The organism is Parafrankia discariae (assembly GCF_000373365.1).
Lineage (GTDB): Bacteria > Actinomycetota > Actinomycetes > Frankiales > Frankiaceae > Parafrankia > Parafrankia discariae.
Map to the genome: position 1 here is coordinate 1 of NZ_KB891217.1, position 26,704 is coordinate 26,704.

General features: G+C 71.8%; 46 protein-coding genes and 1 pseudogene. 3 read left to right on the forward strand and 44 right to left on the reverse strand.

What is annotated here, in order from left to right; all coding sequences use genetic code 11:
• The 27 genes and pseudogenes from B056_RS36770 to B056_RS0116330 all read right to left on the reverse strand — a co-directional run.
• A pseudogene (locus B056_RS36770) lies at positions 1-258 on the reverse strand (IS701 family transposase); the annotation flags it as partial.
• A 50-nt stretch (positions 259-308) separates the two neighbouring features.
• The gene (locus tag B056_RS0116205; RefSeq protein WP_018502912.1) at positions 309-572 is read right to left on the reverse strand and encodes a hypothetical protein; all 264 of its coding nucleotides are present in this window, start codon (positions 570-572) and stop codon (positions 309-311) included.
• Positions 569-763: a hypothetical protein gene (locus B056_RS0116210; RefSeq protein ID WP_230203030.1), complete on the reverse strand. Its 195-nt coding sequence runs from the start codon at positions 761-763 to the stop codon at positions 569-571. The genes B056_RS0116205 and B056_RS0116210 overlap by 4 nt, the downstream gene beginning before the upstream one ends.
• Positions 764-765: 2 nt before the next feature.
• A complete protein-coding gene (locus B056_RS0116215) occupies positions 766-1,098 on the reverse strand; it encodes a hypothetical protein (protein ID WP_018502914.1) in 333 nt (110 codons plus the stop codon).
• Positions 1,095-1,364, reverse strand: coding sequence for a hypothetical protein (locus B056_RS0116220; protein ID WP_018502915.1), 270 nt, complete (start codon positions 1,362-1,364; stop codon positions 1,095-1,097). The genes B056_RS0116215 and B056_RS0116220 overlap by 4 nt, the downstream gene beginning before the upstream one ends.
• On the reverse strand, positions 1,357-1,569 hold the full coding sequence (locus B056_RS0116225; RefSeq protein WP_154677065.1) for a hypothetical protein: 213 nt from the start codon (positions 1,567-1,569) through the stop codon (positions 1,357-1,359). The genes B056_RS0116220 and B056_RS0116225 overlap by 8 nt, the downstream gene beginning before the upstream one ends.
• On the reverse strand, positions 1,566-2,132 hold the full coding sequence (locus B056_RS0116230) for an HNH endonuclease (protein ID WP_154677066.1): 567 nt from the start codon (positions 2,130-2,132) through the stop codon (positions 1,566-1,568). Before B056_RS0116230 ends, B056_RS0116225 begins: the two co-directional genes overlap by 4 nt.
• Positions 2,125-2,541: a hypothetical protein gene (locus B056_RS0116235; RefSeq protein ID WP_018502917.1), complete on the reverse strand. Its 417-nt coding sequence runs from the start codon at positions 2,539-2,541 to the stop codon at positions 2,125-2,127. The genes B056_RS0116230 and B056_RS0116235 overlap by 8 nt, the downstream gene beginning before the upstream one ends.
• Complete coding sequence (locus tag B056_RS0116240; RefSeq protein WP_018502918.1) at positions 2,534-2,848, reverse strand: hypothetical protein; 315 nt, start codon at positions 2,846-2,848, stop codon at positions 2,534-2,536. The genes B056_RS0116235 and B056_RS0116240 overlap by 8 nt, the downstream gene beginning before the upstream one ends.
• On the reverse strand, positions 2,845-3,237 hold the full coding sequence (locus B056_RS36775; protein WP_076784707.1) for a YkgJ family cysteine cluster protein: 393 nt from the start codon (positions 3,235-3,237) through the stop codon (positions 2,845-2,847). Before B056_RS36775 ends, B056_RS0116240 begins: the two co-directional genes overlap by 4 nt.
• Positions 3,234-3,665 carry a hypothetical protein gene (locus tag B056_RS0116250; RefSeq protein WP_018502920.1) on the reverse strand — a complete coding sequence of 144 codons (432 nt, stop codon included), beginning with the start codon at positions 3,663-3,665 and terminating at the stop codon, positions 3,234-3,236. The genes B056_RS36775 and B056_RS0116250 overlap by 4 nt, the downstream gene beginning before the upstream one ends.
• Positions 3,662-4,033 (reverse strand): DUF6283 family protein, encoded by a 372-nt coding sequence (locus tag B056_RS0116255; protein ID WP_018502921.1) that lies wholly within the window; start codon positions 4,031-4,033, stop codon positions 3,662-3,664. Before B056_RS0116255 ends, B056_RS0116250 begins: the two co-directional genes overlap by 4 nt.
• Positions 4,026-4,760 (reverse strand): hypothetical protein, encoded by a 735-nt coding sequence (locus B056_RS36780; protein WP_018502922.1) that lies wholly within the window; start codon positions 4,758-4,760, stop codon positions 4,026-4,028. The genes B056_RS0116255 and B056_RS36780 overlap by 8 nt, the downstream gene beginning before the upstream one ends.
• On the reverse strand, positions 4,753-5,043 hold the full coding sequence (locus tag B056_RS0116265) for a hypothetical protein (protein WP_018502923.1): 291 nt from the start codon (positions 5,041-5,043) through the stop codon (positions 4,753-4,755). The genes B056_RS36780 and B056_RS0116265 overlap by 8 nt, the downstream gene beginning before the upstream one ends.
• Positions 5,036-5,611: a DUF222 domain-containing protein gene (locus B056_RS36785; RefSeq protein ID WP_018502924.1), complete on the reverse strand. Its 576-nt coding sequence runs from the start codon at positions 5,609-5,611 to the stop codon at positions 5,036-5,038. The genes B056_RS0116265 and B056_RS36785 overlap by 8 nt, the downstream gene beginning before the upstream one ends.
• Positions 5,604-7,508, reverse strand: coding sequence for a hypothetical protein (locus tag B056_RS0116275; RefSeq protein WP_035751702.1), 1,905 nt, complete (start codon positions 7,506-7,508; stop codon positions 5,604-5,606). Before B056_RS0116275 ends, B056_RS36785 begins: the two co-directional genes overlap by 8 nt.
• Positions 7,505-7,876 (reverse strand): hypothetical protein, encoded by a 372-nt coding sequence (locus B056_RS0116280; RefSeq protein WP_018502926.1) that lies wholly within the window; start codon positions 7,874-7,876, stop codon positions 7,505-7,507. The genes B056_RS0116275 and B056_RS0116280 overlap by 4 nt, the downstream gene beginning before the upstream one ends.
• The gene (locus tag B056_RS0116285; RefSeq protein WP_018502927.1) at positions 7,867-8,319 is read right to left on the reverse strand and encodes a hypothetical protein; all 453 of its coding nucleotides are present in this window, start codon (positions 8,317-8,319) and stop codon (positions 7,867-7,869) included. The genes B056_RS0116280 and B056_RS0116285 overlap by 10 nt, the downstream gene beginning before the upstream one ends.
• Entirely contained in the window at positions 8,316-8,795 is a 480-nt protein-coding gene (locus tag B056_RS36790) for a DUF3307 domain-containing protein (RefSeq protein WP_018502928.1), read from the reverse strand. Before B056_RS36790 ends, B056_RS0116285 begins: the two co-directional genes overlap by 4 nt.
• Complete coding sequence (locus B056_RS45400; protein ID WP_018502929.1) at positions 8,792-9,409, reverse strand: hypothetical protein; 618 nt, start codon at positions 9,407-9,409, stop codon at positions 8,792-8,794. The genes B056_RS36790 and B056_RS45400 overlap by 4 nt, the downstream gene beginning before the upstream one ends.
• A gap of 76 nt (positions 9,410-9,485) precedes the next feature.
• Positions 9,486-9,809, reverse strand: coding sequence for a hypothetical protein (locus B056_RS0116300; RefSeq protein WP_018502930.1), 324 nt, complete (start codon positions 9,807-9,809; stop codon positions 9,486-9,488).
• Positions 9,810-10,128: 319 nt separating this feature from the next.
• Positions 10,129-10,440, reverse strand: a complete 312-nt coding sequence (locus B056_RS0116305; RefSeq protein ID WP_018502931.1) for a hypothetical protein — start codon at positions 10,438-10,440, stop codon at positions 10,129-10,131.
• Between the two features lie 170 nt (positions 10,441-10,610).
• Complete coding sequence (locus tag B056_RS0116310) at positions 10,611-12,695, reverse strand: hypothetical protein (RefSeq protein WP_018502932.1); 2,085 nt, start codon at positions 12,693-12,695, stop codon at positions 10,611-10,613.
• A 45-nt stretch (positions 12,696-12,740) separates the two neighbouring features.
• Positions 12,741-13,094 (reverse strand): hypothetical protein, encoded by a 354-nt coding sequence (locus tag B056_RS0116315; RefSeq protein ID WP_035751705.1) that lies wholly within the window; start codon positions 13,092-13,094, stop codon positions 12,741-12,743.
• Between the two features lie 17 nt (positions 13,095-13,111).
• Positions 13,112-13,435 (reverse strand): hypothetical protein, encoded by a 324-nt coding sequence (locus B056_RS0116320; RefSeq protein ID WP_018502934.1) that lies wholly within the window; start codon positions 13,433-13,435, stop codon positions 13,112-13,114.
• Positions 13,435-14,232 (reverse strand): hypothetical protein, encoded by a 798-nt coding sequence (locus B056_RS36795; protein WP_018502935.1) that lies wholly within the window; start codon positions 14,230-14,232, stop codon positions 13,435-13,437. The genes B056_RS0116320 and B056_RS36795 overlap by 1 nt, the downstream gene beginning before the upstream one ends.
• Before the next feature lie 34 nt (positions 14,233-14,266).
• Entirely contained in the window at positions 14,267-14,455 is a 189-nt protein-coding gene (locus B056_RS0116330; RefSeq protein ID WP_018502936.1) for a helix-turn-helix domain-containing protein, read from the reverse strand.
• Positions 14,456-14,670: 215 nt separating this feature from the next.
• Here B056_RS0116330 and B056_RS0116335 point away from each other — a divergent pair, with 215 nt between their 5' ends.
• The gene (locus B056_RS0116335; protein ID WP_018502937.1) at positions 14,671-15,381 is read left to right on the forward strand and encodes a GntR family transcriptional regulator; all 711 of its coding nucleotides are present in this window, start codon (positions 14,671-14,673) and stop codon (positions 15,379-15,381) included.
• Positions 15,382-15,578: 197 nt separating this feature from the next.
• On the opposite strand, the gene B056_RS36800 is transcribed toward B056_RS0116335, so the two are convergent.
• The 7 genes from B056_RS36800 to B056_RS0116375 all read right to left on the reverse strand — a co-directional run bounded on the left by B056_RS36800 (position 15,579) and on the right by B056_RS0116375 (position 19,545).
• The gene (locus tag B056_RS36800; protein WP_018502938.1) at positions 15,579-16,229 is read right to left on the reverse strand and encodes a polysaccharide lyase family 7 protein; all 651 of its coding nucleotides are present in this window, start codon (positions 16,227-16,229) and stop codon (positions 15,579-15,581) included.
• A 120-nt stretch (positions 16,230-16,349) separates the two neighbouring features.
• The gene (locus B056_RS0116345; protein WP_018502939.1) at positions 16,350-16,676 is read right to left on the reverse strand and encodes a hypothetical protein; all 327 of its coding nucleotides are present in this window, start codon (positions 16,674-16,676) and stop codon (positions 16,350-16,352) included.
• A 39-nt stretch (positions 16,677-16,715) separates the two neighbouring features.
• Positions 16,716-16,913, reverse strand: a complete 198-nt coding sequence (locus tag B056_RS0116350) for a hypothetical protein (protein WP_018502940.1) — start codon at positions 16,911-16,913, stop codon at positions 16,716-16,718.
• Positions 16,914-16,969: 56 nt separating this feature from the next.
• Positions 16,970-17,530: a hypothetical protein gene (locus B056_RS0116355; protein WP_018502941.1), complete on the reverse strand. Its 561-nt coding sequence runs from the start codon at positions 17,528-17,530 to the stop codon at positions 16,970-16,972.
• A 294-nt stretch (positions 17,531-17,824) separates the two neighbouring features.
• Positions 17,825-18,478 (reverse strand): RusA family crossover junction endodeoxyribonuclease, encoded by a 654-nt coding sequence (locus tag B056_RS36805; RefSeq protein WP_018502943.1) that lies wholly within the window; start codon positions 18,476-18,478, stop codon positions 17,825-17,827.
• Positions 18,479-18,727: 249 nt separating this feature from the next.
• On the reverse strand, positions 18,728-19,180 hold the full coding sequence (locus B056_RS0116370) for a hypothetical protein (protein ID WP_018502944.1): 453 nt from the start codon (positions 19,178-19,180) through the stop codon (positions 18,728-18,730).
• On the reverse strand, positions 19,177-19,545 hold the full coding sequence (locus tag B056_RS0116375; RefSeq protein WP_018502945.1) for a hypothetical protein: 369 nt from the start codon (positions 19,543-19,545) through the stop codon (positions 19,177-19,179). Before B056_RS0116375 ends, B056_RS0116370 begins: the two co-directional genes overlap by 4 nt.
• Positions 19,546-19,707: 162 nt before the next feature.
• Here B056_RS0116375 and B056_RS39485 point away from each other — a divergent pair, with 162 nt between their 5' ends.
• A complete protein-coding gene (locus tag B056_RS39485; protein WP_018502946.1) occupies positions 19,708-20,154 on the forward strand; it encodes a winged helix-turn-helix domain-containing protein in 447 nt (148 codons plus the stop codon).
• Positions 20,155-20,212: 58 nt separating this feature from the next.
• Here B056_RS39485 and B056_RS0116385 read toward each other — a convergent pair whose 3' ends face one another.
• The 9 genes from B056_RS0116385 to B056_RS36825 form a co-directional block, all read right to left on the reverse strand.
• A complete protein-coding gene (locus B056_RS0116385) occupies positions 20,213-20,458 on the reverse strand; it encodes a hypothetical protein (RefSeq protein WP_020572534.1) in 246 nt (81 codons plus the stop codon).
• Between the two features lie 37 nt (positions 20,459-20,495).
• A complete protein-coding gene (locus B056_RS0116390; protein ID WP_035751709.1) occupies positions 20,496-20,903 on the reverse strand; it encodes a zinc-binding metallopeptidase family protein in 408 nt (135 codons plus the stop codon).
• Positions 20,900-21,583: a hypothetical protein gene (locus tag B056_RS39490; protein WP_018502949.1), complete on the reverse strand. Its 684-nt coding sequence runs from the start codon at positions 21,581-21,583 to the stop codon at positions 20,900-20,902. The genes B056_RS0116390 and B056_RS39490 overlap by 4 nt, the downstream gene beginning before the upstream one ends.
• A 36-nt stretch (positions 21,584-21,619) precedes the next feature.
• Complete coding sequence (locus tag B056_RS0116400) at positions 21,620-21,832, reverse strand: hypothetical protein (protein WP_018502950.1); 213 nt, start codon at positions 21,830-21,832, stop codon at positions 21,620-21,622.
• Between the two features lie 78 nt (positions 21,833-21,910).
• On the reverse strand, positions 21,911-22,180 hold the full coding sequence (locus tag B056_RS0116405; protein ID WP_018502951.1) for a hypothetical protein: 270 nt from the start codon (positions 22,178-22,180) through the stop codon (positions 21,911-21,913).
• A 35-nt stretch (positions 22,181-22,215) separates the two neighbouring features.
• Complete coding sequence (locus B056_RS0116410; RefSeq protein ID WP_018502952.1) at positions 22,216-22,533, reverse strand: hypothetical protein; 318 nt, start codon at positions 22,531-22,533, stop codon at positions 22,216-22,218.
• Positions 22,534-22,770: 237 nt separating this feature from the next.
• Entirely contained in the window at positions 22,771-23,658 is an 888-nt protein-coding gene (locus tag B056_RS0116415; RefSeq protein ID WP_018502953.1) for a serine/threonine-protein kinase, read from the reverse strand.
• A complete protein-coding gene (locus tag B056_RS42795) occupies positions 23,655-24,782 on the reverse strand; it encodes a hypothetical protein (protein ID WP_154677068.1) in 1,128 nt (375 codons plus the stop codon). Before B056_RS42795 ends, B056_RS0116415 begins: the two co-directional genes overlap by 4 nt.
• 83 nt (positions 24,783-24,865) lie before the next feature.
• Positions 24,866-25,267, reverse strand: a complete 402-nt coding sequence (locus B056_RS36825) for a helix-turn-helix domain-containing protein (protein ID WP_154677069.1) — start codon at positions 25,265-25,267, stop codon at positions 24,866-24,868.
• A 325-nt stretch (positions 25,268-25,592) separates the two neighbouring features.
• On the opposite strand from B056_RS36825, the gene B056_RS0116430 reads away from it, so the two are divergent.
• Positions 25,593-26,165: a hypothetical protein gene (locus B056_RS0116430; RefSeq protein ID WP_018502956.1), complete on the forward strand. Its 573-nt coding sequence runs from the start codon at positions 25,593-25,595 to the stop codon at positions 26,163-26,165.
• Positions 26,166-26,404: 239 nt separating this feature from the next.
• Here B056_RS0116430 and B056_RS0116435 read toward each other — a convergent pair whose 3' ends face one another.
• Positions 26,405-26,671, reverse strand: a complete 267-nt coding sequence (locus B056_RS0116435) for a hypothetical protein (protein WP_035751712.1) — start codon at positions 26,669-26,671, stop codon at positions 26,405-26,407.
• Positions 26,672-26,704: the final 33 nt, after the last annotated feature.

Below are 26,704 nucleotides of genomic sequence, written 5' to 3' on the forward strand. Positions count from 1 at the left end.
GTAGTCCCGGACGTCGTCACGGACCCCGTCCACGTCCCAGTCCGCACGGCGCAGCAACCGCTGCATCCCGTCCGGGGACCGTTCACCGGCCCGTTCCGCCAGCGTCCACCCGTTCTTGCGGTCCAAACCGGCGACCAGCCCGGACACATACTCACTGGCCCGCCGGCGTGGCTCCGCCCGACCGAACCGGCCCCCGATCCGCCCACACAGCCCGTCCAGCTCGCCAGCCCACGCCTCCACCACCACAACGCAGATCATCCACCACGACCACCAAGTGCCGTTGCAGTACTAACGCGGCGGCTGAACGGTCACGGCTCGTGGTGGTAGATCAGATGGCCGTGGTCCTGGACCGGCTGCCCGCCCTCGCTGTCCTGCCGGCGGTAGGTCACCGTGCTGCCCGGAGCGACCGCGTCCGGGACCAGACCAGAACCCCCCTGGCCGTGCGGCGTGAGCGGCGCCAGGTAGAACGCGAGGCGGAAGCCGGCGTGCGCGGTGGCGACCACCCGGCCGCCGAGGGGGCCGTCGACCAGGCGGACGACGTACCTCTCCACGGCCTGCGGCGGGCGGCTCACGGCTCGTGCCGGTAGACCAGGTCATCCCCGTCCACCGCCGGGTGCCCGGCCTCGGTGGTCTCCTGTCGGTAGCTGACCGGGCCGTCGGCGAGGTGGAACACGAGGCGACTGTCGAGGCTGGGCACGGTCACGCGGATGCCGTTGAGAGGACCATCGACCAGGCGCGCGCCCGGCCCGTCGGCCGGGTTCACGGTCACGGGTTGTACCAGGGGATCGCGCAGTGGACACCGAGCGTCTCGCCGTGCGTGCACCGCATGTGGAGCTGGATGCCCGCCGCCGGTGCCAGCTTGGTCAGGCCCTCGCCGGTGCCGGTGCCGCGCCTGCCAGATGCCGGGGTGCCTTTCGCGGTCAGCCGCTTCGCGCGCCCGGAGAAGAACACGCGGACGAGCGGCTCGGCGCTGTCGGGTAGGCCAGCCTGGTCGCAGCGGCCGAGGAAGTCCCGGAGGTCAGCGAGGGTGAGCGGCTTCCCGGTGTGGGTGGTGACCTCGGCGCTGATCTGCGCGCCGGGCCTCATGGTGCCGCTCACCGGCCTGCGCTCCGGACGCGAAGCCCGAACCCGTAGCCGGCCCAGAGAGCGTCATCCCCGAATGCTGCGACCATGCGGGAAAAGAGATAGAGCGCCTCATGCGCGGTGAGCTGGTCGCGTGGGGTGGCTTCCAACCGGGCCAGCTCCGCGGCGGCCTCGGCGCGTTCGCGCCGGTCGGCGATGTCGGAGTCGACGGCTTGGGCGCGCTCGTTGGAGGCGGCCATCCGGGTGACGCGACGGGCCGCGGCGGTGCTGGGCTTACACATCGCCGGCCCCCTCGTCGAGCGGGCGGTACATCCCCGGCCGCAGGGTGGGCGGGTTGTCGCTGATGAACCTTTTGAACTCGTCGGCTATCTGCGGCCAGGCCGTTCCACCGTCGTGGTCGAGCGGACTGCCGTGGTCGTAGTAGTCGAGGCCGTCGGTGGACGGGACGGCCTGCCCGCCGGGGTAGAGGTTCTCGCTGGGTGTCACGGCCACACCTCCGGTTGGCGATCTTCCTGCTGGTGCCAGTATCGCCGGACCGCGCGCACTGGCCAGCGCGAACCGACCACGATCCACGTCGCGGCGCGCAGTGTCACTCCTGCTCCGCGGAGCCACCGGTCCCACCGGTGCACCGTGGTGTGGCAGCGGTAGCAGATCGGCATCAGGTCCCGGTCCGGTTCGGTGCCGCCGCCGGCCTGCGCGTAGTCGAGGTGGTGGGCGTGGAACTGCCCGCCGCCGGCCTGCCAGGGTCGGGCGCAGACCCGGCACGGCCGGCGGCCGAGCTCACGTAGCCAGCGTGCTCGGCGGGCCCGCCACTGCGGGCCGCGGATGTACTCCTGGTGGGAGCGGTAGCCGTGCGCGCGCAGGGTCCGGGCGAACCGGTGCCGCTCGATCCGCCTGTCGACCCGGCCGGCGGTGGGGGCCAGGGCGACGGCGACGAGGACCACCCCAGCCAGGGTGACCCGCCCTTCGGCGAGCGCAGCCCCTCCGTGGACGAGCCAGCCGGCGGCGGTGAAGACGGCGAGCACGGCGCCGAAGGGCAGGTCACCCACGGCCAGCACCTCGGCCGGCCGGCGGCGGGCAGGACGGGTTCCACTGGGGGCCGTCACGCACCCACAGGCACTGGCCAGCCTGCCGGGCCTGCTCGACGGTCCAGCGGGTGCCGTCTGCCATCGTCGCGTCGACTGCGACCGCGCCGTCCGGGGACAGCGCGGTGAGTCGGCCGCAGCGGCACCGGGCTCCGGTCAGGAGCCGGCGCGCGAGTCCTTCCGCAGCGGCTTCGGGGGTGGGGTGGTCGTCCGCGATGATGCGGGCGCTTTTGTATTCGGCGCTGGCCCACCAGCGGGGGTTGGTCGGGTCGTCGTCGAGGTGGCCGACCTCGAAGCCGCGGGCGCCGGTGCGTCCGACGAGGTTCGCGGTGGCGAGAATGATGTCTCGCTGTATGGCGGGGGTGTTAGGCACGGTCGCCGCCGGCTGCGGCTCGTGCGGCGAGTTTCGACCCGGCGATGATCCCGTTGGTGCCGGAGATGTTCCCGGTTGGGATGTCGTCGAGCGACTGCCCGGTGGCCGTGTCCTGGATGCGGGTCGTGGGCTGGCCGCTGCCGGGGCACGTCGTGTCGCCAGCGGTGGTGCTGTGGCGGCTGACCCTGTTCCCGCGCGAGTGGTCCGCTCGGCCTCGGCCGAACGTCGGTGAGCGGGACATCAGCCCCACGAGCCGCTGGCACGTGGGGCACTCGCCCTTGATCCTGGTCTTGCGTGAGTTCGTCATCGGCGCTGCTCCTTGTTGATCTGTTCGACGTCGAGCATCACGACGGCGGCGTTCCTGGCGGGCATCAGTCCGCCGGCTGGGGTGCAGCCGTGCTCACAGGGCAAGACCTCCGAGGAGCCGAACAGCCGGCACACAGCCGGCCGGGCCTGGTAGACCGAGCACCGGCCGGCCTGGTCCAACGCCGAGCACGGCCGTTCGGGGTCGGCGAACTTGAGTGGGAGCCGGCGGCCGGTCTCCCGGTAGATCCGCTGCTGTTCGGCGCGGGTCATGCCCATGCTGTGGCAGCCGTCCTGGCACAGGCCCTTGCAGCCGGCGTCCGGGACCCGCGCGTATACGGCGTCGAGCTGCTCAGCGACGGATGGTGGCCGGCGCTGACGGTGGCGACTCATGGGCGCACTGGCCGGGTGGGCCGCGCGGGGCGGATGTGCCCGTAGACGCGCCACCCCGAGTCGACGGCGTTCGTCAGTTCCCGATCGAGGACGGCCTGCCGGTCGCCGGCCGTCACGGTGGTGCGGTCCGCGGCCGGCACCGGGCGCCTGACCGGCCGGCTTCTACGGGCCGGCGGTACCGGCCGGCTGGCGGCTTCCCGTAGCTGGGCCAGTTCGGCCGTAGCCCGGTCGAGCGCCGCGCGGGCTTCCGCGATGCACCTGCCGGCCTGGTCCAAGCGGTCGGCGGGGGTGGTGTTCTGCGCGGTGCCGATGACGTGGGCGATGGCCCGGTCGATGGGGGGCTGCGCGGCCCGTAGCGCGTCGTACGCGGAGACCGCGGCTATGGCGCTGCCGTACCGGCCGGGGGTCTCGGGCGCGGTGCCGTTCACCGCTGGCCTGCTATCTGGGGCTGGCCGGCGGCGGCCTCGTAGGCGGCGAGCATCTCGGCGAAGGAGGGCCACAGGTCGAGGCCGTCGCAGGCGTCCCGGATCGCGGCGGCTGGGATGCGGCCGGTCGAGTTCGCGAACCTGACCCGGATGTTGGAGAAGCCCTCGACGGCGATGTAGCCGCGGCACGCAGTCTCGGCGCCCTCGGTGGAGTGATGGCAGGCCATGATCGGCCGGAAGTCGTCGCCGGGCCCGACGGTGCTGACCAGGCCGCGCATCAGCTCCAGGTCGAACCGGGGGATGTCCGCGCCGCCGACGGTGCTCGACCGGCGCCACGGGCAGGTCCCGCACGGGGTGAGCGGCTCAGCCATCGTGGCCCGCCCCCGGCGTGGTGACGGACGCTGGTGGCCAGTTGTCGGCGGGTGGGTAGTCCTCGTGTTCGTGGGGGCCGTCGTGGCCCGCGTTGTAGGTGCAGACGAACACGTGGCCCCGGATACGGGTATTGCCGCCGCAGAGCCGGCGCGGGGCGAGGCGTGCGCCGCCGGACGGCGGGGCCTCCCCGGGGGTGGCGTTAATGGCCTCGCGGATGCGGGCCGCGGCGTGGCCGAGGACGGCGCGCTCACTAGTCATCGCCGCGTTGATCCCTGATTTGTCAGCGGCGATCCGTTCCAGCTCGGCTGCCACATCCTGCACTGCTCGTACCCGCGCCTCGGCGCGGTCCGCGCGGCGCTGGTAGGAGAACGCGGCCCGTGCGTTGAGTCCGGTCCAGCGTTCATGTGTAGCGGCGTCGTTGCGCGCGGCCACGAGTTCCGCCTGTAGCTCAGCGACCTGGGCGCGGAGCCGGCCGGCTTCCTCGATGGCGCCGCGCCATGGGTTGTTGCCGGTGGTGTGTTCGCCGATGACCTCTCGGGGGGCGATGGCGTAGGCCATGCGGTCGGCCCACTCGTGGTAGCGGTCGCGGTCCTCGATGGCGAGTTCCTCGGCGCGTTCCGCTTTCGTGACCTGGGAGCGGAGTCGGCGCACTTCGGCGATCAGGCGGCGGGTCATGTCCAACATGGCGATCCGCCGGTCGATCGCGTCGAGATCTAGTTCAGGCACCGTCTGTCTCCTTGGCCGCTGGCGGGTCCAGCGCGGTGACAAGGTGCGCGGGGAGCTGCCGCCAGTGGTCGACGGTCACCACCTCGTAGCCGTCGGGGTAACGCTGGTCAAGCGTGTCGCGCCGGTTCTCGAAGCTGGTCGTCAGGTCGGCGCGGAGCCACTCCGCGGAGGACGAGACGTGTCCCCAGAGCACGGTTCCGTCTTCGGTGATCAGACCTCCGATGATGTCGCCGTGGGGCCAGGCGCCGAACGGGGCGACGTAGACCTTGGGTAGGTCAGCCACGCTCGCTCCCCTCGGCGGGAAGGGCCGGGCCCTCGGCCCGCACCCGGCGCCAGGTCTTCACAACGTTGCTGACCTGGCCCGGGTGCATCCACCGCGAAGACCGGGCGAGGATCGGATCGGCCTGCCGGGCGTCCTTCTCGTCGCCTTCCGCGGCGGGGGCGATCGCGCGGACATGAGCCATGCTGATCTGACCGGCCCGGAACGTCTTCGCGGTGACGGGGAGAACACGCAGCGCCCGGACGAGGCGGTGCACGTCCCCGGCCTCGCGGGCAGTGAGGCGGCATTCCTGCTGGAGCCAGCGGGCGAGCGTCGGCGCAGGCCCGTCGATGGCCCACCGTTCCCGTTGGTCGAACTCGTCGACGAGCGCGAGCCAGCGGGCCGCGGCGGCGTTGGCGATCTGGTGGGCGTCGACGACGAGCTGCGCGAGTTCGTCGTTCGTGACGGTGAGGGGGTCGTCTTTGGCGAGCTCGGCGACCAGGTCGTTAACGTCGGGCAGGTCGGCTGGTTCTTCCTCTGCGGTCTGGACTCGGTAGGTCCCGGTGCCGGCGCAGCGTGTGCGGTCAGACATTGCTGGGTCCTTCCTCAGCGCCGGCCGGTCCGTGTGTGAGGCGCCAGGCGGCGGCATGTTGGATCTCGACCCAGCCGAGCGGGGTCAGCTCCTTGACGGGGGTGTCCGGGGACCCGGCGGCGTTATGGCGGTCCCAGCCCCTGGGGCCTACGTGCCACCAGGCGCCTTCGGGCTGGCGGGCCCAGACGATGGCGGGGTGGTCGCCGGTCTCGGCGTACAGCCGGGTGCGGGTGACGGGCTCGTCCTGCGCGGCGGCTGTCGGGCCGGGGAGGGCCTCGATGAGCAGGGCGGCGAGGTTGGCCAGGTCGTCCAGGTCGGACGGGTCGAAGTCGGTCCACTCGACGTCTTCGCGGAGCACCTTGACGACCGGGTGGATCTCGGGTTTCCAGGTGGCGTGCTCGCTGGTGCCCGGATCGGGGGCCTGGCGGGCCAGGTGCCCCGGCGAGCCGTCAGCGTCGTTGATCGCCTTGCGGATGCGCTGCGCCGAGCTGGTGAGCGCTGCTGCCGCCTCGGTGACTCCCAGTGCGTTCGGGTAGGCGCGGGCCTCGGCGTCGAGCTTGTCAGCGAGCGCGCTGAGGCTGCGGCGGATTCGGCTGATGCCTTCCTCGGCGACTTCAGCGCGGACCTGCTCCTCGCTGGACCACTCGCGGGCGGGGGCGCTGGGGTCGAGCAAGCTGCGGACCGCGGTGCGGAGCTGGTCGACGTAGCTCCGTAGCGTCCAGACGTCGGGGTTGTGGGGGGCGTCCGCGCTTTCGGAGTCCGTCAAGGTGGAGGTCTCTTCCAGCAGGTCGCGGATCGCGAGCTTGCTGGTTCGTGCGTCCTCCGCGATGGCGCGGAAGATGGCGTCGTCCCCGGGGGTGAGGGGCTCCTCGACGACCAGCAGGACAGCGGGCGGCTGTTCCTGCGGGGCGGTGTCGCCGATGGCCTTGTAGAGGCGGTGTACGACCTGGCGGACCGTGATGGCCTCGGCGCCGGTCATCCCGTGGTGACGCGCGACGGCTTCGGCGTCGAGTTGCGCGGCAAGGTCACGCACGCGGCCGAGTGCCGTCTCCGCGGTGTCGCGTTCCTCGCGGGACACCCCGTCGAACGCGCGCCAGGTCCGGACCGCCCGGGTGGCCAGGCTCTGGAGCTGGGCGAGTTCCCGCGCAGCGTCGGCGGCCCGGCGCTCGGCGTCGGCTGCGCGCTGACGTAGGCAGGTGGGGCACTCGTCGCGCACGTCGGGCAGGGGCCGGCCAGTGACGGCGGCGTCGAGTTCGGCGGGGCTGATGTCGCCGAGGGTCAGGCCGCAGCCGTTGCACGCGCGCTTGACGGTGATGCGCTGGGCGCCGGTCGGGGTGGTGGTGTCTTCGGTCCACGGGCGTGGCCGGTACTCGGCGGCTACGGGGGCGGGGGCCTGTCTGCTGCCGCCGTCGGGGGCGGGGGCGCCGCGTGCGCCGGCCAGCACCCAGCCGGCAATCAGTTCGATGTCGGCCTTGACGGGGGCCGACAGGTTGTTCTCGACCCACAGCAGCCTCCGGGCGGCCACCTCGATCTCGGCTGGCGGGGCCGGCAGGTCGGCGGTGGCCCGGGGCGTGCTGGTGGTGATGGCGTTCCGGACGGTGTGGGTCAGGACCGAGCTGATCGCACGGGCGGCAGCTGCCTGCGCGGCGGCGGTGACATGCTCGTGGTCGAGGCGGGCCAGCGCGCCGGTCACCATCTCGATGAAGTCGCGGGCCCAGATGCCGATGTCGTCGCCGCCGGGTGGGCCGGTGTATCCGCGGGCCTTCCAGTTCGCGGACCCGTCGATGACGTCGATGAGCTTGTCGCGGATGTTGCGGTCGAGATCGCCGAGCGGGGGCAAAGGGTGACGGTGGTCGAGTAGGGCGCGCTCGACGTCGGGATCGAAGATGCCTCTCAACGGGTCTCCTTCGGTGCGGGCTGGTAGTCGGTGCAGGCCGGCCACGACAGTCGGATGTCGGTGGCCGCGCCGCGGCTGAGGTTCCGGCCGCATTTCCAGTAGTGGCCGGCGGTGTCCCCTTGCCGGCCGATGTGGTTGCAGGTGCGGCAGGTCAGACTCCGGTCGGCCGAGAGGAGGGGTAGGCCGGTGACGGGGTGGGTGCCGGCGGCGATCTGGGCGCGGCGGCGGGCGGTGAGCCTGGCTCCGGGCGACAGGGTCATGTCCTGCTCGGGGGGTGTGGCCAGGACGGGCCCGCAGTCGTCGAGGGCGAACAGCGCCCCACCGTCGGCGGGTGGGGCGCTGTCCTCGGGGCTGACGGTCAGATCCACAGCTCAGCGGGGAGCGTGATCGTGAACCGCTGGATGAGTTCCTCGGTGTCCACGGTGAGGACCTCGTACGCGATGGTGACCTCGTCGCCGTCGCGGGTCTCGGTCCCCGGGCGGGTCTTGACGGGACGGAACCGGGGCCGGCCGCCGGGGGTGGTCGGGTCGAGGAGGGCGTATCCGGTGTGGGCGCGCTGACCGGTGAGCCGGTCGAGGAGCGTCACTTCCGCGATCCGGTCGAGGTCGACGAGCTGATACCGGCCGCCGCCCCAGGCGAGGTACTGGCGGGGGGCGCGGTCTGGGTAGACCGACACGTCGGAGCCGTCGCACTCGATCGCAGCGTGTTCCAGGTACTCGGCGAGGGATGACGCCGCCTCCCTGCTCGTCGGCTCGGAGATGTGCACGGTCAGGGTGGTGACCGTCTCGGCGCTGGTGTTGTCGGCGCTCATCGGGTGCGGGGCTCCTTCTGTCCGCTGGCGGCGATCAGTGCGGCGATGAACAGGCACAGCTCGTGGGCGGCCTGGTCGGCGGCGTAGACGCCGGCTGCCCACGCGGGCCGGCTGCTGGTGTCGGTGAGTCGGAGGTCGGCGAACTCCGCGCTGCCGGTGCGGCGCATGAACCCGACGAGCGGGGTGCGGGTGTCGAGCACGGCGTGGGTGATCGCGTTGAACGCCAGCGCGGCGGCGAGCCGGCCGGTTCGGGGCCGGGTGCCGGTGGTGCGGATGGTGGCGGCGACGGTGGCGATGATCGGGGCGTGGACGGCGGCGACGTGCACGGCGAGCGCCTTTGGCCAGCCGGGGGCGCCGTACGCCTTGCCGCGGGCCTGCCAGTCGGTCTGGAACAGGTGGTCACCGGCGCTGTGCCCGGCGCGGAACGCTGCGTACAACGCGGCGAGCAGCGCCGGGCGGCTGGCTGGGGCGGTCATACGACGGCGAGGGTCGGCGCGGCGGCGGTGCAGGTGAGGGTGTCGCAGGCGCCGCACCGGGTGGTCGCGGCGGTGGCGGTGAGGAGGTCGGCCTCGGGGACGGCGGCGAGGGTGGGGTCCCAGTCGAATGCGGCGGCGAGGGTGGGGCCGTGCCAGGCGCAGCCGGCTGCGGTTGGGGTGGTGGCGCCGAGGGTGATCTGGTTGTGGGGGTGGAGGGCGACGGGGACGGTGATGGTCGGGGTGGTGGTGGCTATCGGGATGAGGCGGGTAGCGGCCTCGGGGGTGAATCGGGGGTGGCCTGGGGTGGTGGTGTCGGCGTACTCGGTGAGGGTCAGGGGGAGCGCCGGGCCGCTGATCGGGTCGTAGTAGCCGACGGTGCGGCGGGTGCCGCCGTAGACGGCGATGAGCGCGGTGGGGGCGGGGCTGTGGGTGGGGGTGATGTGCCAGCCGGCGAGGAGGAGGGGGCGCAGGCCGCCGATCCAACGGAGGTGTTCGCTGCTGGTGATGGATGGGTTACCGAGCCAGGTGCCGAGTTCGGTGGCGGTGGTGGGGAGGTGGATGGCGGTGCGGCCGTCGGGGAGCGGGAGGTGGAGGTGGAGGTGGGTGGGGTTCATGGTGGGGGTCCTCTCCGGGGATACTGCACATCTTGCGTCGTGATGTTGCTTTGTGATGCAACCGAGCGGGCATGCGTTAGGCGGCGTGGCGCCAGCGACGCCATTCCTGTTCGGCGAGGCGGGTGTTGCCGGGGTGGTTGAACCAGTCGCCGAGCGGGACGGCCATGGCGCGGAGGAGGTAGGGGGCGTCGTCGGGGTTGATGTTGGGGTGCTCGAATTCGGGATCTTCGATGTGGTCGGCGGTGCCGCCGTCGCAGGTGGCGTCGCCGACGGCGAGGGCGTAGGTGGCGAGGGTGAGCTGGTCGGTGGCGCTGAGCTCGTCGAACGAGGGGAGCGCGAGGAGTCCGAGCAGGTCGGCGAGGAGCCGGGTGGCCTGCGGTTCGGGCTGGGTGGTGGTCATGGTGTGGGGCTCCCTTGCGGTGTGTGCTCGTTCGACTACCCGCAACTTACAGTGCTAGGCACGTTAAATTCAAGGGATGGGTGGGGTGTGTCGCCACCACCAACGACGAAGGCCCGGCGCCCCACCAGGGACACCGGGCCTTCGTTCCGTACCGCTCACCACCCACCCGGCGGCGCGGCCTGCCCCACCTCCGCCCGACGGCGCTGCGCTGACCGGCGGCGCGCAACCGCCTCGTCGAGCGCGAGCCCAGCCATGCCCAGTCCGCCGGCTGTCATCGCGACGTCTCGTACGACGTGGAGGACGAGTAGCGCGCGGCGGTTCACCAGCGCCGCCCCGGGCCGTACGCCTGCCACAGCAGGACGGCATGCCGGACCATGCTGACCGCCACGACGGCGGCGACCAGTCCGACGGCCAGGGCGGGGGCGGCGTCCCACCTGGCCAGCAGGAACAGAAGTGGGAGGCCGAACAGCAGGGTGCGCAGCCGCGGCCCTCGTTCCCGTGGCCCCTTCTGGTGTCGGGTCCAGTGGAGGTGCAGCGGCCCGGCCCAGGTGCCGGCCGACCAGGTGCCGGCCTGGTTGCGGCGGATGGTGACGGGGCCGAGTTGCTGTGCGCCGGAGATCCTGACCGTCATGTCGTGTTGTCCGTTTCTGTGTGGCTGGTGGGGTTCGGAGCGTGCGTGGCGTGCGTGGCGTGCGGCCGGCTCTTTTCGCCTAGCCGTTGCTGGGGCTTTGGGTAGTGCACGGCGTGCACGCTGATCAACGCACGCACTGCACGTTGATCAACGCACGCCGCGCACGCTGATCAACTAGCCGGGGCGGTGCGGTACGTTCCGTCCCCGTTGTCGGTCACCACGCCTTCCCGGGCCAGACGGTCCAACAGCCGGCTCATCGTCGACCGGTGCCGGGCCGCGTGGTCCGGCAACGCCTCCGCCAGGTCCGTCGGACCGAACCGAGTCCCCGCCGGCCAGGCGGCGAACAGCTCCCGCACCTCGGCCTCGACCTGCTCGGCCGACGCGCGGGGCCGCGGGGGCGGCGGGGCGAGCGAGAACGACGCCCCGCCCGGCACCTGGTCGTCCACGCCAGGCTGGATGTCGGGGTCCTCGTCGGGCTCCCCCTTGTAGTAGGCGGCCCGGTCGAACTGCTCGTCGGCCTCGACCGTGCCGGCGGCCGGCTCGGCGGGGTCGTCGTCGCTGGTGGTCACGGTGACCACGGTCGTCGGCATAGCGGGTTTCGTCTCCTCTGTGGTGTCGGTGGGTGTGCTGGCGGTTGCGGCTTCTGCGGTGACGCCGCCCTTCGGCCAGATCGGCCGGTTCGTCCACACGTCACCCAGTGCCTCCTTGTAGAAGTCGGGCATCTCGACGTGGATGTAGTGGGGGCGGGCCCGCCGGTGCAGGTCGATCGGCTCGACGCAGAGTGTCCGGGCAGGCGTGAGCGCACGCGCGTCGTCGATGTTCGGTAGCCGGGCGTACAGCCGGCCAGGGTGGCGGTTACCCCACGCGGCCGGGTCGGCGCCCTGCTCGACCAGGTCCTCCAACAGGTAGCCGGCGTCGCCATCCGCGCAACCGAACTGGAGCGCGGGGCCGATCTCCGCGCGGGCGCTGGTAGGCATCCCGTCGTAGGTCCACCGCTGCCCGGAGACCTTCACGTTGAGCCCCCAGGATCGGCCCTGCCGCAACAGGTCCACGATGATCCGCTTGTGCTCGGCGGGGAGGGCGGTTGCCTCCTCGACGATGAGGAGGACCGCGGGGATTCCCCGGCCTGGCGCCCAGTCCTTGTACCCGCGGTCGCCGAGGTAGTTGCCCATCGCCGGGCCCAGGCGGTCACGGATAGCGGTCAGCAGGTCGAGCGCACGCGCCTCGTCGGTGACGAACAGGGTCAGCAAGTCCGCGACCGGGCCGAACGTCTGCTTCTGCTTGACCGTGTCAATGACGATCACCAGACCTTCGCGGCGGCATAGCCAGTCCGCCGCCACGATCAGAGCCGGGCCCGACTTCCCCGCACCGTTCTTCCCGCCAATGCCGACGTGCTGCGCGTTCTGCCCCGGCCGGTCGGCTGTCTGCGCGACGGCGGTAAGGGTCAGCTCCAGTGGCTCCCCGTCCTCGTAGATCCCGAGGAGGTGCGGGTCAGTGGGCAGACCTCCGATGTGGGTGGGCCCCTCCCACCGGGTGACGACGTTCAGAAGGTCCCGGCGCACCAGGGTGACCAGCGCCTTGCTCGCGTCCTCACTGTCCGGGGCGATCCGTACCCCGGTCGGCGGAACCCCCGCCAGCGCGGCGATCGTGTCCCGCGCCCGGACCAGGTCGCCGACGGTCTGCCCCTCGGCGAGCTCCACCGCGGCGATACCCCGGTCCTCGCCGACCTCCAGGGTGCGCATCGTTGATCCCTCCAGCCCGGCCTTCCCGGCCTTGGTCGCCCACCAGCCGCGCAGGTGGTCGACCGGGCCGCCGGTGTCCCCGGTCGCGTGGACGCCGAGGCGGATGTTCTGCGCAAAGCAGCCGGCGAAAGCTCCGAGTACCCACACGTATATGGCGGGCCGGGTGATGCCGGTGATGGTCGCCGCGGTGACCCAGGCCAGCGGGGCAAACATCATCGCCGTGGTCAGGGCCCGCGCGAACGCCGCCCGGGTGTGGGAGAGCTTCCAGGTCAGGGCGGTCAGACCGGTGGTGGTCAGGGTCATCGCGCAGACCGCCCAGGGCAGGGTGGTCGGCGCGGACCACAGCAGGTGGCAGAGGGCGGCGAGGCCGGGCAGGGCGGCTGCCGCGATCCACGGGGGGAGGTGGCGGATCCACCGGCCCGCGATGTCTGAGGTGGCAGCGTGGGCACCGTGGTGCGCGCCGCGGATGGCGTCCTTTCCGGCACCTGCGACTGCGAGTGCTTTCCCTGCCATGACGGTGGTTCTCCTTCGGGCGTAGGTGGGGGCGGCCAGGTGGGGTTAGAACTTGACGGTCTTGGCGGGGGTCTTGGCGCCGCCGCGGGCCTCGAACGGGTCGCCGAAGTTCACCTGGAACAGGATTCCGGACTTGACCGCATCCACGGTGATCGTTTCGAGTCCGCCGACCATGCGCCGCAGCGGGGCGGTGGTCCGCCTGGCGAGCATCCGGGCGTGCGGCTTCGGCCAGCCGAAGATCGTGTCAGCGGTTGCCAGCGCGGCGCGGATCGCCTCTGAGCCGATCGCGGTCTCTCGGGTGAGGTCCCGGGAGAGGCCCGCGAGCGTGGAGCAGTACTCCCGGATTCCGTCCGCTTCCCACAGGTCGATGTTGGCGAGTTCGTCGATACGGCTGCCCATGATCACTCCTTGGTTGGTCAGTGGTGGTCGGGGTCGGTCCACGCGGCGAGGACAGTCGCGCCGCGCTCGGCACCGAGGTCGGCGAGCCGGGCGAGGACAGCGCCCAGGCGCGCGGACCCGGCGAGGACGAGAACGAGGAGGACACCCGGCGCGCAGGCGGTCCGGAGGGGGCCGACGCGGTGGGCGTACCTACGGACGCGCCGGTACCAGGTACGGGGGTGGCTGCCGAACGCTGCGGGGCGCAGGCAGCAGGGCCCGGTGATGAGCCGGTCGTCGGCATCGGGGAGGACACCGTGAACGAGCCCGAGGACGATGCCGAGGAGGAGCAGGGACAGGTTCATCAGCCGGCCGCCGCGGTGCGGGGACGGGCGAGGCCGTGTGCGGTGAGGATGCGCTGGGCCCGGTCCTTGCCGCAGCCCATGGCGGTGGCGGCGCGACGTACGGAGATGTAGCCGTCCTGGTCGCGGGGGACGTCGGCGAGGAGGGTGTACAGGTCGCCGTCGGTGCGGTCGGTGTCCTCGCTGGCTGGAGGTGTGTGGGTGTCCTCGCTGGTGGGGGTGTCCCCGGCTGGGCGGGGGACGAGGGCGAGGGGGGCGGGGGCATGGTCGGCCGGGGTGTCCTCGGGGGTGCTGTCCTCGACCGCGGGGACAGGGACAGCGGTCGGGGTGTCCTCGGGGACGGGGGCGCTGTCTGGGGTTGCTGCCGGCGTGGCGGCAGGGACGGGGACGGCCGGGCGGAACCAGTGCAGCGACCCCGCCAACGCGAAGGCGATCACAACCCAGACGGCGATGATCGGCCGCCAGGCTCCGGCGTCCCCGGTGAGCTGGCCGGCGCTGTCCCGGCCGATCACCGCGGCGGCCACGTTCATCACCCCGGAGAAACCGATGGAAGCGGCGAGGACTGCGACGGCACCGCGGGTGCTGACGCCAGTGCGGCGACGGTGGCGGATCTCCAGGAACGCTCTCGTCGCCATCGCTTCACCGGTGCCGGCGACGACGTAGGCGGCCCAGCGTGCCTGGCCGGCCCAGACCGCGAGCTCGATGGTGTGGACGGCCGCGACCGCGAACATTCCTGTGCAGAGAAGGGTGAGGAGTGCCGCGGCGGCGGCGTGCTCGGCGCGGTGCAGGTTCAGGGCCACGGTGGATCTCCTTTCTGTCTGGTGGGTGGGGTGGTCAGGGGGCGGTGGGGGTGGACTGGTCGAGGAGGGCATCGACGGTCTCGGCGATGTAGCGCCGCTGGCCGCCGGGGAGGCGCTTGGCGCTGATCAGGCCCTGCCTGGCGTAGCGAACGAGGGTGGTGTCGCTGACGCGCAGGCGTGCGCGGGCTTCGTGGGGCTTGAGGAGCGCGGGGTTGCCGATCATTCGGGGGTCCTTCCTGGTGGCGGGTTTGGTGGAGGTGATGAAGGCGGGGGCTCAGCCGTGTCTGTCCGGTTTCACTGGGCGTAACGTAGGCGTGACGTTGGGGAGTGTCAATTCCTTACGGCGTGCCGGCGCGGCGGAGCGTGACAATCGGTGTCACGATCGCCACGCACGATTTCCCTACGCAAGCCGCGCTCACCCCGGGAGGACCGACCACCGTGCCCCGCCAGCCGGCAGTTGCCGAGCAGCTCGCCGCGACGCTCCGCGGGCAGATCGCCGCCGGCCAGCCCCCGCCCGGGACGTGGCTGCCGTCGCTGGCGGCCCTCGCCGAGCAGCACCAGGTGGCACAGAGCACGGTCACCAGGGCGCTACGCCTGCTCGCCGTCGCTGGGCTCCTCGACCTGGTCGAGGGGCGCGGCGCGCGGGTCCGCGGTGCGGTCGACCCGGCGGGTAACTGGGACGGGTCGGCGGTCGAGGTGCCTGGCCTGCCCGGTGAGCCGTACACCCGCGGTGACACGGTCGCCCTGGCGGCCGGCGTCGACCTCGCGGCACGGCTCGGGGTCGCGGTCGGCACGGTCGTGCCCGCGTGGCAGGGCTCCCGCGGCCAGCTCTTGGACGTCGTCGAGGAGCCCGGCGAGCTGCTGACCATCGCGACGGTGCCAGACCTGGCCGGCCGGGTAGCGCTCGACGGCGGGCCGCGGGCGCTCGCCGCCGCGCTGGTCGCGGCCGGGTTGTCGCTGCGGTGGGAAGACACGATCAGCGGGTGGGCGCCGTCTCCGGAGGAGCGTGCCCGCCTCGACCTGGACCGGGCTCCGGTGCCGCCGGTGCTGGTGTGGCGGCGTGGCTATGACGGGGCGGGCCGGGTGGTGCTGGTGGTCCGCCGGCTGGTGCGGACGGACCGGGTGCCGCTGGTGTACCAGTACGGCTGAGCAGGGCCGGGCCAGCCCGGGACGCTCGTGCAACGCGAAGAGGCGGACCCGCCCGGGTCCGCCTCTTCGTTTGCTGGGGGGGGCGCCGGTCCAACGGGGGGATGTCCCGGCGCCCCACCCAGTGTAGCCAGGCGACCGCGTAACGGTCCGGCCTTGGATCTTGTGTCCTGCCGTGGCGCGGATGCCTGCCGGCGGCCTCAGCTGTGGGTGATGGTCAGTGCGGAGATCTCCACCTCGCCGTACGCGGCCGGGAGATCGTAGGTCAAGTTCGACTGGAGATAGCAGCCGGCTTTGAAATAACAGCCGGTCTGATTCATTGTGGTTGTTGCTTTGAGAACTCCGTTGTGGTAGATCTTCAGGCTTCCGTTTATCACCTCGACCTTGTGGTCGAACCAGGTTCCTGGTTGATAATTGGTGTCGAGATTACCGATCTCGGTGTCGATGAATTTTGCGTAGAGGCGGGTCCCGTCGAGGACGGTCAGATACAGATAGTCAGGCGTGTTGTGGATTTGCCCACACACTAGCCTCGGCCTGACCGTCGGCAGGTGATTGATCCGCTGGGTTACCTCCATGACGTGCGTGCCGGAGGCAGAGTTCCACGCCGCGTTGGTCGTGCCACCCGGGTTCATCTCTCGCAGCTCAGAGCGTGGGTAGCTAGCGCCGGGCTGCACCCAGCCGTCGGCGCGCACGTTGAATGTCACAGTGGAAGTGAAAACAACCTGAGAGTAGGTCGAGAAGTCCCGCGATTGATACGTTGCCAGCGCGGGTTGCTGGATTTGGTCTATCTCCTCGACGGGAACATTGAGTTTCCATTTGCTGAGGTCTAGCACCTTGGCAGGCTCTGGCATGACGAGACTGTAGCAGCGGAACAACCGTGCGCAGAGAAATGAAAAGCGGGGCCGGTACAGGCCCCGCTTTGGTCAGACTGCTGGGTCAGGTTGGGCGAGCGCGCGGAGGCGGCTGCCCTGCTACGCGCCCATCGCGCTGAGCTTCTCAGCGCACCGGGCGCAGATGGGGACCTGGCCGAGGATGGGGTGCGGGCGGTACCGGTCGGCCGGGTGGTCGCACAACGCGAACCACTCGCACGGACCAGCGGGGGCCTCGTCGAGGGCGGCACGCAGGACGTCCAGGCCAACGACCTCGATCGGCTCGACGGCCGGGTTGACGACGTCTCCGCAGCACTCGCAGTGGTGGATGCCGTTGTAGACGCGGGTGGCCGCGTCATCCTGGGCGGCCGGGCAGTAGACGAGGGCGGTGCCGTCCTCGTACTTCTTGATCAGGTCGTGGCTGGCCATGGCGCGGTCCTCCGGGGTGGCGGGGCTGGTGGGTGGGGGCTACTCGAAGAGCGGGATGCCGAGCAGGTCGGCGGCCTCGCCGGGGGTCATCGGCTGGCCGTCGATGACGTACTGGAGCCGGCTCTCGGTCGGGTGCATGCGGGTGTCGAACGTCCGGCCGGTCTGCTCGGCGGCCTCGCGGGCGCGGTCGGGCAGGGCGCGGCGGGTGATGGTGAAGCGGGCGGGACGGCCGGTCATGATCGTTCCTCTCGAGGTGCCGGGCCGCCCCGGTGTGGGGCGGCCCGGTCAGGTGGTCAGCGGCTGGCAGTGGCTAGGACGCGGGCGGCGTACTCGTCGGGGGTCTCGTTGTCGGCGGGGCAGGAACCGTCTCCGGCTGCGGCGGCGACCTGCGCGAGGGCCTGGCGGGCGTGCGGGTCGGCGTCGGCGTAGATCCAGGTGTTGAGGGTGAGGTGGGTCACGGCGTCGAGGAGCGCGGCTTCGGCGAACGCGGGGATGCGAATCGGGGCGATCTCGTAGGTGCTGCGGGCCTGCGCGGCCTTCTGGAGAGCAGCACGGCAAGCGGCCTCGTGGGCGGCGCGGGCGGCGAGGGTGCGTGCGGCCACGGAGAAGAAGATCCAATTGTGCTGGGTGATCTCGCGGTTGGTGACGAACTGGGCGGCCTCGGCCTCGGCAAGGGTGGGGGTCCAGCCGGTAAAGCGGCTGGCGCACTTCCGGCCGACGATCATCTCGGCGCCGGCGGCGTCGGTGATGACGATCCGGTGGGTGAGACGGGCGTCGCAGTGGTCGCAGCCGCCGCGGCCGGGGGCGGTGCCGGTGAGGCGGTGCGTGGCGCCGGTGCGGATGTTCGCGATCACTGTGACTCCTTGGTGTGTGGCCCGTTCGGTGTGACACCAACTTAACGTGCCTGGCACGTTAAGTTGGGGAGGTGGGGTCGCCGAGCCGCGGCGTGTCGCCCGGTCCGCTCGCACACGGACAGCCACACAGCCCAAACGGGATCGGACCCTCCCCATTCAGCCGGTGCCAGTGCGCCTCGTCGGCCGGGTCCATCCACGAGTGCGGCTCGCGGGGGCAGGCGGCCGGGTCGTCCAGGCTGCCGTACTCGCACGACCCGCACCGCGCGAACGACAGCAGGACCATCGCCTCGCCGGTCAAGGCATCTCCCCGCAGCGCGGGCACCCACCGTTGCCCGGGAGCGCCGCCACAGACGAGGCAAGAGCGTCCAGGGCGATGAGCCGACCGTGGGTGTGCTCGATGTTCTCGTGGAGGCGCCAGACCCTGATGAGCGCGCCCGGCTGGTCGAGTGCCCCCGGCTCGCCGACCAGCACTTTGGCCGTGTTGATCGCGACGACGCGCCCGTCATCAACCCAGACCCTGGCGTCGGTCAGCGCGTCGCCGGTCGAGCGCAGATATTTGTCCAGGTCGGGTGACGTCGCAGCCCAGGCCCGGCGCCGTTTCGGCGCGGAGGCGGGGCGGCGCCGAGTGAACAGGACGTCCAACCTGATGGGGCCGTCGAGTGGTGTCCAGGGGCTACCCATCGCTTCCTCGGCGGCGGCCTTGACGGCAGCGCGCCACGGGCGGACGGCCTTCGATTGCTCGATGAGTCGGCCGTGGCCGATGTGTCGTTTGCTGCCCTGCGCGGCCGGGATGCCGTAGGCAGTGATCTCAAGGGCGAGGGTTGAGACGGCGAAGGTCTGGAACATGTTCGCGAGGAGACGAGCGCTCTCAGCGGGGGTGAGGCCACCAGCCTGGGTCCCCTCGCCTGCCCAGGTCGGATGCGGGCGGCCGGCGGCGGTGATCGTCATTGGGGGCGCCTTCCTTCTGGCGGGTTGGGGTGTGGGTCCAGCAGGTGAGGAGCGCCGCGGCGTCGGCGTCGATCTCGTCGCCGCGTAGGGCGCGGGCCGCGTCGCGGGGGGTGACTCCGGCCTGCTCTGCGATCGCAGTGGGAGAGAGGTCGCCTTGCCGGGCGTGGAGGCGGCCGGCGAGGCGTGCGGCGCGGAGCCGCGCCACGGGGTCGCGGCGGGGCCGGCGGCGGAGGGTGATGCGGCGCATGATCAGTCCCGGGTGTGGAGGTAGAAACCGGCGACGGTCAGGCGGCGCAGGGCCTCGGCGGCGGTGAACGTGTCGGGGTCGGGCAGGACCAGGCCGAGCCGGTCGGCGGCGACCTGTCCGCACGGGTGGACGACGAGCCGGTCGGAGTCCAGTCGGGTGACGGCTTCGGGTTGGCCGGAGCGTCCGCAGCTGGTGTGCTGGTCGCGGGCCTCGCCGGCTCCGGCGTTGCCGTGGGGGCCGGGGGCGCAGGCGACGTGCGCGGCGCCGGACCGGTCGAGGATGTAGCCGATCTGTTCGGGGTGGGTGGTGTAGACGGTCCGGCGCCCGGCGGTGTGTGCGGTGGTGATGGTGGGGGTGGGGTGCTGGTTGAGGATCAGTCCCCATCCGGTCGCGGCGGACCAGGTGGGGATGATCGGCTGGCCGCATCCGGGGCATGGCGCGGCCTGAGCGGTCATCCGTCTGTGGGGGGCTTGCGGATCTCGCCGGTGATGGGGTCGACGCCGCTGAACATGCTGTTCGGGTCGTCGTCGGGGTCGGCGTCGCGTGCGATGGTGCGCTGTTCGCAGGCGGTTTCGAGGAGGCGGCGGGCGGCGTCTTCGTCGGCGGCGCCGTCCATGGTGGTGCCGATGGGCTCGAATGCTCGGATACGGATGGTGGGGGTGACCTCTCCGGTGTCCCTGGTCGTGGTGACCTTCGAGCAGTCGAATCTGATCACTGCGTAGAAGTTGGCTTCTTCCTCTTCGACCAGGCGGCGGCGGATGATTTCGATCCCGTTTTCCGACCAGTCCGGGAGCTTGCTTTCGACTCTGATGTCTGCCATGGGGGCCTCCCGGATGGGGTTGTGTGATGAGCATCTTGATGTTGCATCTTGTTGCAACACTCTACCCGGCACTTACAGTGCTGGGTACGTGAAGTGGCGGCGTGTCGCGTCGGACCACGGCCGGGGGCCCGTACTGTCAGTGCCGAGCACCTAAGGAGAGCAATGATGGACGACGACGAGCCCACGAAGATCTTCGAGAAGATCGTTCACGACATAACGAGCCGCATCAAATCCGGGGAACTCGGACCCGGAGACCGGCTACCGTCCGAGGCCGACCTGATGAGGGACTACGGATGCTCACATCAGCCCGTGCGCAATGCCCGGCGGCACCTCGTCGAGAAACTGCGGCTCGCGACCAGCCGGCAGGGATCAGGCTGGTTCGTCCGTGGCGGCCCGATCGACCCCGCCGGCCCGGCGGCGTTCCTCCGGCACCGCATCGCGGAACTGCACAACATTGCCCCCGCCCCTGCTCGGGCGCTCCAGACGGTTGTGGACCTGCTGACTGCCGCGGACGAGGGCGGTCGGAAGGCCGACCCGGCGGAGCTGCTCGGGGCGCTGGCCGGCGCGTTCCCGAACGCCATCGGGTTCGATCCGGACTGGGCTGCCTGACTGGCCCTGCTCATGCGTGTGGGCCCGGACGAATCAGCGTCCGGGCCCACACGCATATTCAGGGACGTTCAGACTCGTCGTTTTCGTCGTCGCACAGCTCGCACTCGTCGGCGGGCTGCTCGTCGTCGCGGTGGTCGGGACACAGCGCGCGCACCCGGTGCTCGGCTCGGGCCTGGGCTCGGTCGGCGGCCGGGAGCTGGTCGACGATGGCGCTGATTTGTAGCTCGGCCGAGGTGCGGCTCCAGCACTGAGCGGAGACGAACGCGCCGTCCGGGTCGAACCAGACCCCATACTCGACGCTCATCACGCCTGCTCCGGGTTAAGGTCTTCGGGAGTGGTGATCACAGGGCGCCGCCTATCCATCGGGCCTTGCGCCACGCTGCGTGCTGCCGCCGTGTGCCTGTCCACCGGTCCCGCGTCCGCTCTGCCCGCTGGATGGCCAGATCCGCAGTGAAGCGGGCCACGAGCGGGATGCGGATCTCGTCGAACGTGTCGACCACGAGGTGATCCTCACCGGGCTCCAGCTCGACGCCGGCTGCGGTGAACGCCGAGCGGACGTCGGCCACGGTCAGGCACGGGTCAGCGCCCAAGCGCTCCGCTATGGCACCCATGACCTGCGGGTCGCGGCGCATCGCCCGCCGGTAGGCGGTGGACCTGCGCATCTCCTCGTCGTGACCGGCTCGCCCTGTGTAGTCGAGGGCGGTGAGCCACGGCAGCCGGGACGGGTGGATCACGGGCGGGGCGGTCATCGGGTGGCCTTCTCGACCAGCGCGGTGGCACCACCGATGAACCGTCGAGCATCGGCCAGGAAGCTGGCGACGTCTCTGCCGTACCCCTCGACGAACTCGACGTCGTACAGGCTGCCGGTCAGCGCGTCGAGGTTCCTGATCCCGTCGGCAATCGCGCCGTACGCAGTGTCCAGGTTGCCGGCGAGCACGGCCCGGCGCTCGTCCACCTCGGCGTCTCGGTCCGCCCACGGGTCTTCGGTGTCGGGGTCCTCTCCGGCGTGGGCGGCGGCGAGCTCGCGGCCGATCTGCTGCCCCATCGCGTAGTAGTCGATGCCGCTGGCCGTGCTGGTGGTCTCGGGCTTCAGCGGTTCGAGGGAGTGCCTCACCACCGCCTCCATCTTGACGATCTCCCAGGTGTCGTAACGGGCGTTCTCCGGGTCCGTGCGGAACACGGCGAGCTGCACGCGGGCATCCTCGGCTGAGTCGGCGGCAGGGAACGTGCAGGAGGCGCCGGCCTGATCCCCGGTGGTCTGCGTGCCTTGGACGCGCCACCAGCGCACCGGGCCAGTGTTGGTGCCGAGCGGGCCGATGCTGAGGTAGTAGCCGGCGCCCGGATCGCCGAGTTCCTCGATGGCGCGGGCGGTAGTTCCGTGGGGGGCGGGTGGTACCGCGGGTTCGGTGGCGTGCGGGTTGGGGTTCATGGCGTGGGTTTCCTCGCGGTTCGGGTGGGCTGGTGGTCAGCGGACGCAGAGCCAGGCGCGGGGGTTCTCCCGGGCGTCGCGCAGGTCCTCGTACAGCTGGTCCAGCCACGGCCGGTCACGCAGGCCCTTGGGCTTCGCCAGCTCGTAGGCGATGTCCTCCTCGATGGAGCGGATGAGGTCGGCCGCGGTGATCCCGACGGTGGGGGTCGGGGTCGGCTGGTCGAGGGGCGGGGCGGTGAGGCTGAGCACGGCGGGTCCTTCCGGGGCTGGACTCTGGGGATCGGCGGGGTCCTGCGGGCCGGGTGCTCGGCCCGCAGGACCTGGGGGCTACGGGGTGGCGGGCTCGGCGGCTACGACCTCGTACGCGGTGCGGATCTTGTGTGTGAGGGCAGGCTTGGGAAGCGTGTTGATGAACTCGGCGCGGACCCTGGTTCGGTTGAGGGTGGCGGCGGTGCGGGTCAGCTGCTCGGCGTCCGGGTCCGTGACAGCGATGTCGGCCAGGAGGCGGCGGGCGATCTCGTGGAGCACCTCATCGATCAGTGCTTCTACCTGCGCGACGGTGCGGCGGGCGTCGGTGATCTGCTGGGCGGTCGGCATCGGGGCTCCCGTCGCGTTCGTGGGGTGGGGGTTGGTCAGGCGTTGGCGGCGGGGAAGGCCGCCAGCAGGGTGTTCCACGCCTGGCGGTGCGCCTCGTAGGTGGCGAGGTCGAGCGCGGCTCCGTTCAGGGCCTGCGGGGTCACCCAGCTACCTTCGAGCGACTCGCCTGCGCGGACCTTGTTCGCGGCGTCGGCGATGTGTGCGGCGAGCCGGTCCAGGACCGCGGCGGCGCGGTTTGTGGCGGCTGCGGCGTCGCTGCCGATCGCGTAGGTGAAGCGGCCGGCGTCCGTGGGCACGCTGTTCGCGACCTTCATGGCGGCGGCGTAGGTGATCGCGGTGGTGGTGGCGTTCATGGTGTCGGCTCCTTCGGTTACTCCCTGCGGTGTGACATCAACTTAACGTGCCAGGCACTTTAAGTTGGGGAGGCGAGACCGGCGTGTTGCGCTACGCAGTCGCGGCACGCGGCATCGCGATGCAACCAACGGGCCGCGCGGCGCAACCGGCGGCCCTCACGTCCACGCACACGGCCGAACCCCGCCCCCCGAAGGGGACGGGCACCCCCCACCCGACGGCGGGCCGCACGGGCGCTCTCACGCTGTCGCCGCGTTCGGACCCGGAAGGGGCTCGCCCTGCGCAGCCGCCCACTCGCGGAGAGCGTTGATCTGACGCGCACGCTCGAGGTCCGGCACCCCGCCGTCCGCCACCGGCTCAGGAATCGGGCCGGCCAGCCCCCGCCACCCACCCACCGGGCGCACCTCGCCGCGCGCCGCCGGCCGGGCCCGGCCCAGCAGCGCACGGAGTTCGGCGACCGCGGCGCGCTTCTCCTCGGTGTCAAGCCGCACCGGCGGCCCGGCCGGCAGCGCCTTCCGGCCATCGGCCGGGCGGGGCTTCTCGTCGGCGGCTCGCGGCAACGCCCGTGCCTCCCACGCCGGACCCGTCTCGGCGAGCTGCCGGCGCGCCGAGTCGATCCCGCCCGGCCGGCTCAGCACCTGTTGCCGGGACCGGTCGGCCGCCTGGGTGTACTCCGCGCGCCAGGCCGCGCGGACCACGCCCTCGGGGGCGGTCTCCATCCACGACAGGCCCAGGGTGTCAGCGACCCGGCGGGTGAGGGGGTGCACCTTCGGCTCGCGCCCCTCGCCGTCCTCGCGGTCGGTGTCGTGCGGCCGCGGGCTGCCCGTCGGGCCCCGCCAGGCCAGCCAGCGGCGGATCTGCCGGTAAGCGGCGTCGCTCGTCGGGGGCAGCGCGTCCCCCACCGTCGCGACGTACTCGACGATGTGGCCCGGGGTGATGCGCGGCCCGGTGCTCCGGTAGTGCGCCATCACGGCCTCGTCCGCGAGGTGCAGGGGGATGTCGGCGAGGAGCCGCGCCCACAGCGCGGCGGTGTGCGGCCGGCCGTCCCCGGGGTCGGGCGTGACCGTGATCCTCGCGTCGAGTTCGGTGATGATCGCGAGGAGGGCGACGGTCTCGGGGAGGTTCACGACGCCACCTCGCCGGTGATCACTGTGAACGGTCGGCGGACCGCGTGCGGATCGTCGAACGGGCCAGGCTGCCCCGACCAGTCCTGCCCGGCTGGCTGGGCGGCCACAGCCGATGGCCATAGCCCAAACGAATTGGGGCGGCCAGCGCCTTCGGTGGCCTGGCCAGCCGCCACCCGAGCGTTGTGCATCGCCGCGGTCTGCGCGAGCGCGTCGCGGTTCGCCTGCTGCCGGTCGACGTAGCCACCGGAACGCGCCGAGCCGGGAGCCGGGGCGGTCGCGGCCTGGAGCGCATAGTCGGCGATCTTCTTCGGGCCGAAGCGGGGCTTCGCCCGGTACTCCGCGAGCCCGGCCCGGATGTGCTCGGCGGACGTTCCTCCATCGACGAGTTCACCGATGACGGCCAGTGTCTCCGCGATCACCCGCTTGGTGGGGCGGGCGGGCAGCATCTGGGCGAGGTGCTCATCGAGGAGGGCCTGTGAGACGGCGGCGTTCTCCCGGGCCTTGGGGCTGACCGGCGTGTCAGGCTGGCCCGGCCTGCCCTTGCGGGGTACTCGCGTACGTGCGCCTGCGCTCGCGCCCGTCTTGCTTCCCGTAGGGAAGCAAGTAGTTCTTGGTTCTGTTTTTGGTTTGGCTACCGTCGAGGGTAGGTCACGGGAACCGTCGAAGGTAGGCCGCTGCTCGTCCTGACCAACCGTCGAAGGTAGGCCGTCGAGGTCGACCAGCGCCGGCTGCACCGGCGCCGGGGGACCTTCGACGGTAGGCCGCTCCTCGGCAGGATCGCTGTCTGTCGAAGGGTTCTCCGTGCCAAGGGCGCGCCCGCCTGCGACGTCGCGGCCTACCTTCGACGGTCGGCCACCACGAGCTACCTTCGACGGTAGGTCAGCCGTGTCGGCGGCCGAACGCACCTGGTCCATGCACAGGTTCCACACCACCGGCCGGTGACCCCCGGGGATGTGCTCGACCAGGCTCTGATCACCGCGCACGATCAGCCCGTCCGATTCCAGTAGGGCGAGGTACGCGCGGATCTTCGACACGTGCATGCCCAACGTCGCGGCCATCGTCGCCGCGGCCTGCCACGCCCCGCAGCCACGGCTGTCGGCGCGCTCGGCGAGTTCGAGCAGCACGAGCCGCGCGGAGTGCGCCGTCCGGCCCGGAGCCGACCGGCCAACCGGCGCGCTCCGGAGCGCCCACACCATCGCGTCGACACTCACTGCGCACCGGCTGTGCTGATGCCCATGCCCAGGTCCCACACGGACGGACGCCGGTTCGCCGGCAGATCCTCGACCAGCTTCTGATCGCCGGCCGAGATCAGGCCGGCGGCGCGGAGGTCCGCGAGGATGGTCCGCACCGCGCGGATCTTCAGCCCCAACGTCTCGGCGATCGCGCCGCCGGTGATGACGGCGCCGCGGCCGTTGGCGTCGGCGTGGTCGGCGAGCAGGGCGAGGACGCAGCGCGCGGACGGGTCGAGCTGCGCCGGGTGGCGCAGCGCCCAGCGCGTGGGGGTAGTGCCCGGCCGGGCGGCGCCGCCCGCCCGGCGGACGGTGTGGGTGGTGTAGCTCACCCCGCGCGGCGCGTGGCGCGTCTGCGTAGCCGAAGGCATGATTGCCATAAGTCGATCTCCCTGTGTCTGGTTCGGGATTTCGATCTAGGCCCGGCCTCGGCGGCTCTCCCAAGTACGCCAGGCTGGGCCGATCTAATTGTGGCGTGCGGTGTCACCCTGCAACATCAAGTCGCTGTGTGACGCATCTCGAATCATGCCCTGGACGACGCCAGCCGCGCACGCGCCGTGACTGGCGTGTCGCGGACCGCACCACCAGTCGGGCGTGCCGGCCCGCAGCGACACACCAGATGATCACAGTTTGCGTGACCGGCCAGTGGCACACACGGCGAGCCTCACCCGCCCCCACCACCAGCAGCCCTCACGATCCCGCCCCATGACCTGCACATGCCCCAACCGGGCCGTCCTCGCCGCCGCCGGACTGCTACTCGCCGTAGCCGCCGGACTGCTCATCACAGCCGCCGCCGGCTGCGCGCCCGTCCCCAACCCGCCCGGCGGCCCGCCCGCACCCACCGCCACCGCGGCCACACCCCCGGCCCCTCTCGCAGATGAGCAGGGCCAGGCCCTGCTCGACGAGTACACGACCCGCCTGCGGACCCTCGCCGGAGACGACGCGACCACCAGCCCGCTCGCCCCGCCACCGCACGCCGGCTGGGCACGAACCCTCACCCCGGCCGACGGCTCCGCGCTCCACAGCCCCACCGAGATCCTGATCTTCCCGACGGTGGGGGAGCGGGACGCCTACCGCTGGACGGCCGGGCAGACACCAGCCGGGTCGGGCTGCTGGGCGATCGCGGCCGGCGTCGACCTGTGGGCCGTCCGGATCGTGGACGCGCCCACGAACTGCGCCGACGCCGACCTGATCGCCGCGCACCTCGGCGGCGAACTCTTCCCGGAGCTGCCAGCGTCAGCGCCCGAGACCGCGGCCCGAACACCACTCGTGGTGTAGGGGGTCTGGCCGTCCGGGCGCGAGGGATCATCGCGGCCCGGACGGCCATCGGCCCGGCGGCCGGCCGTCAGCGTACCTACCGGCCTGGCGAAGCCACCTGACACAAAAAAGCGGGCCGCCCCGGTGGTGAGACACCGGAACGGCCCTTGATCAAAATCCCCGGGCTACGAAGAAAGTGATCTATGTCCAGCGTACGTTCTTCCTACGCGGCGCGTCGGGCGTGACACGCGGGCAGAGCGTCACCGGCCCCCGACCGGCAGCACCACCACCACACCCGCACGCGCGAGCCCGACCAGCACACGAGGCAGCGCCCACACCGGGCCGGTCAGCCGGCCCGCGAGCGCCCGCAGGACCAGCGGCCGAGCAGTGCCCTGTGGGCGAACTTCGACCTGGTCACCGGCCACGGTGAGCACTGCGACCGGCGCGTTACGGGTGCACTCGTGAACCGTCCGAGAGAACAGGTCATCGGCCGGCTCCTGCCAGTACTCGCCGGAAACCAGCGACATCGCCCGCTCCACCTCACGGCCGCACCGGCTACA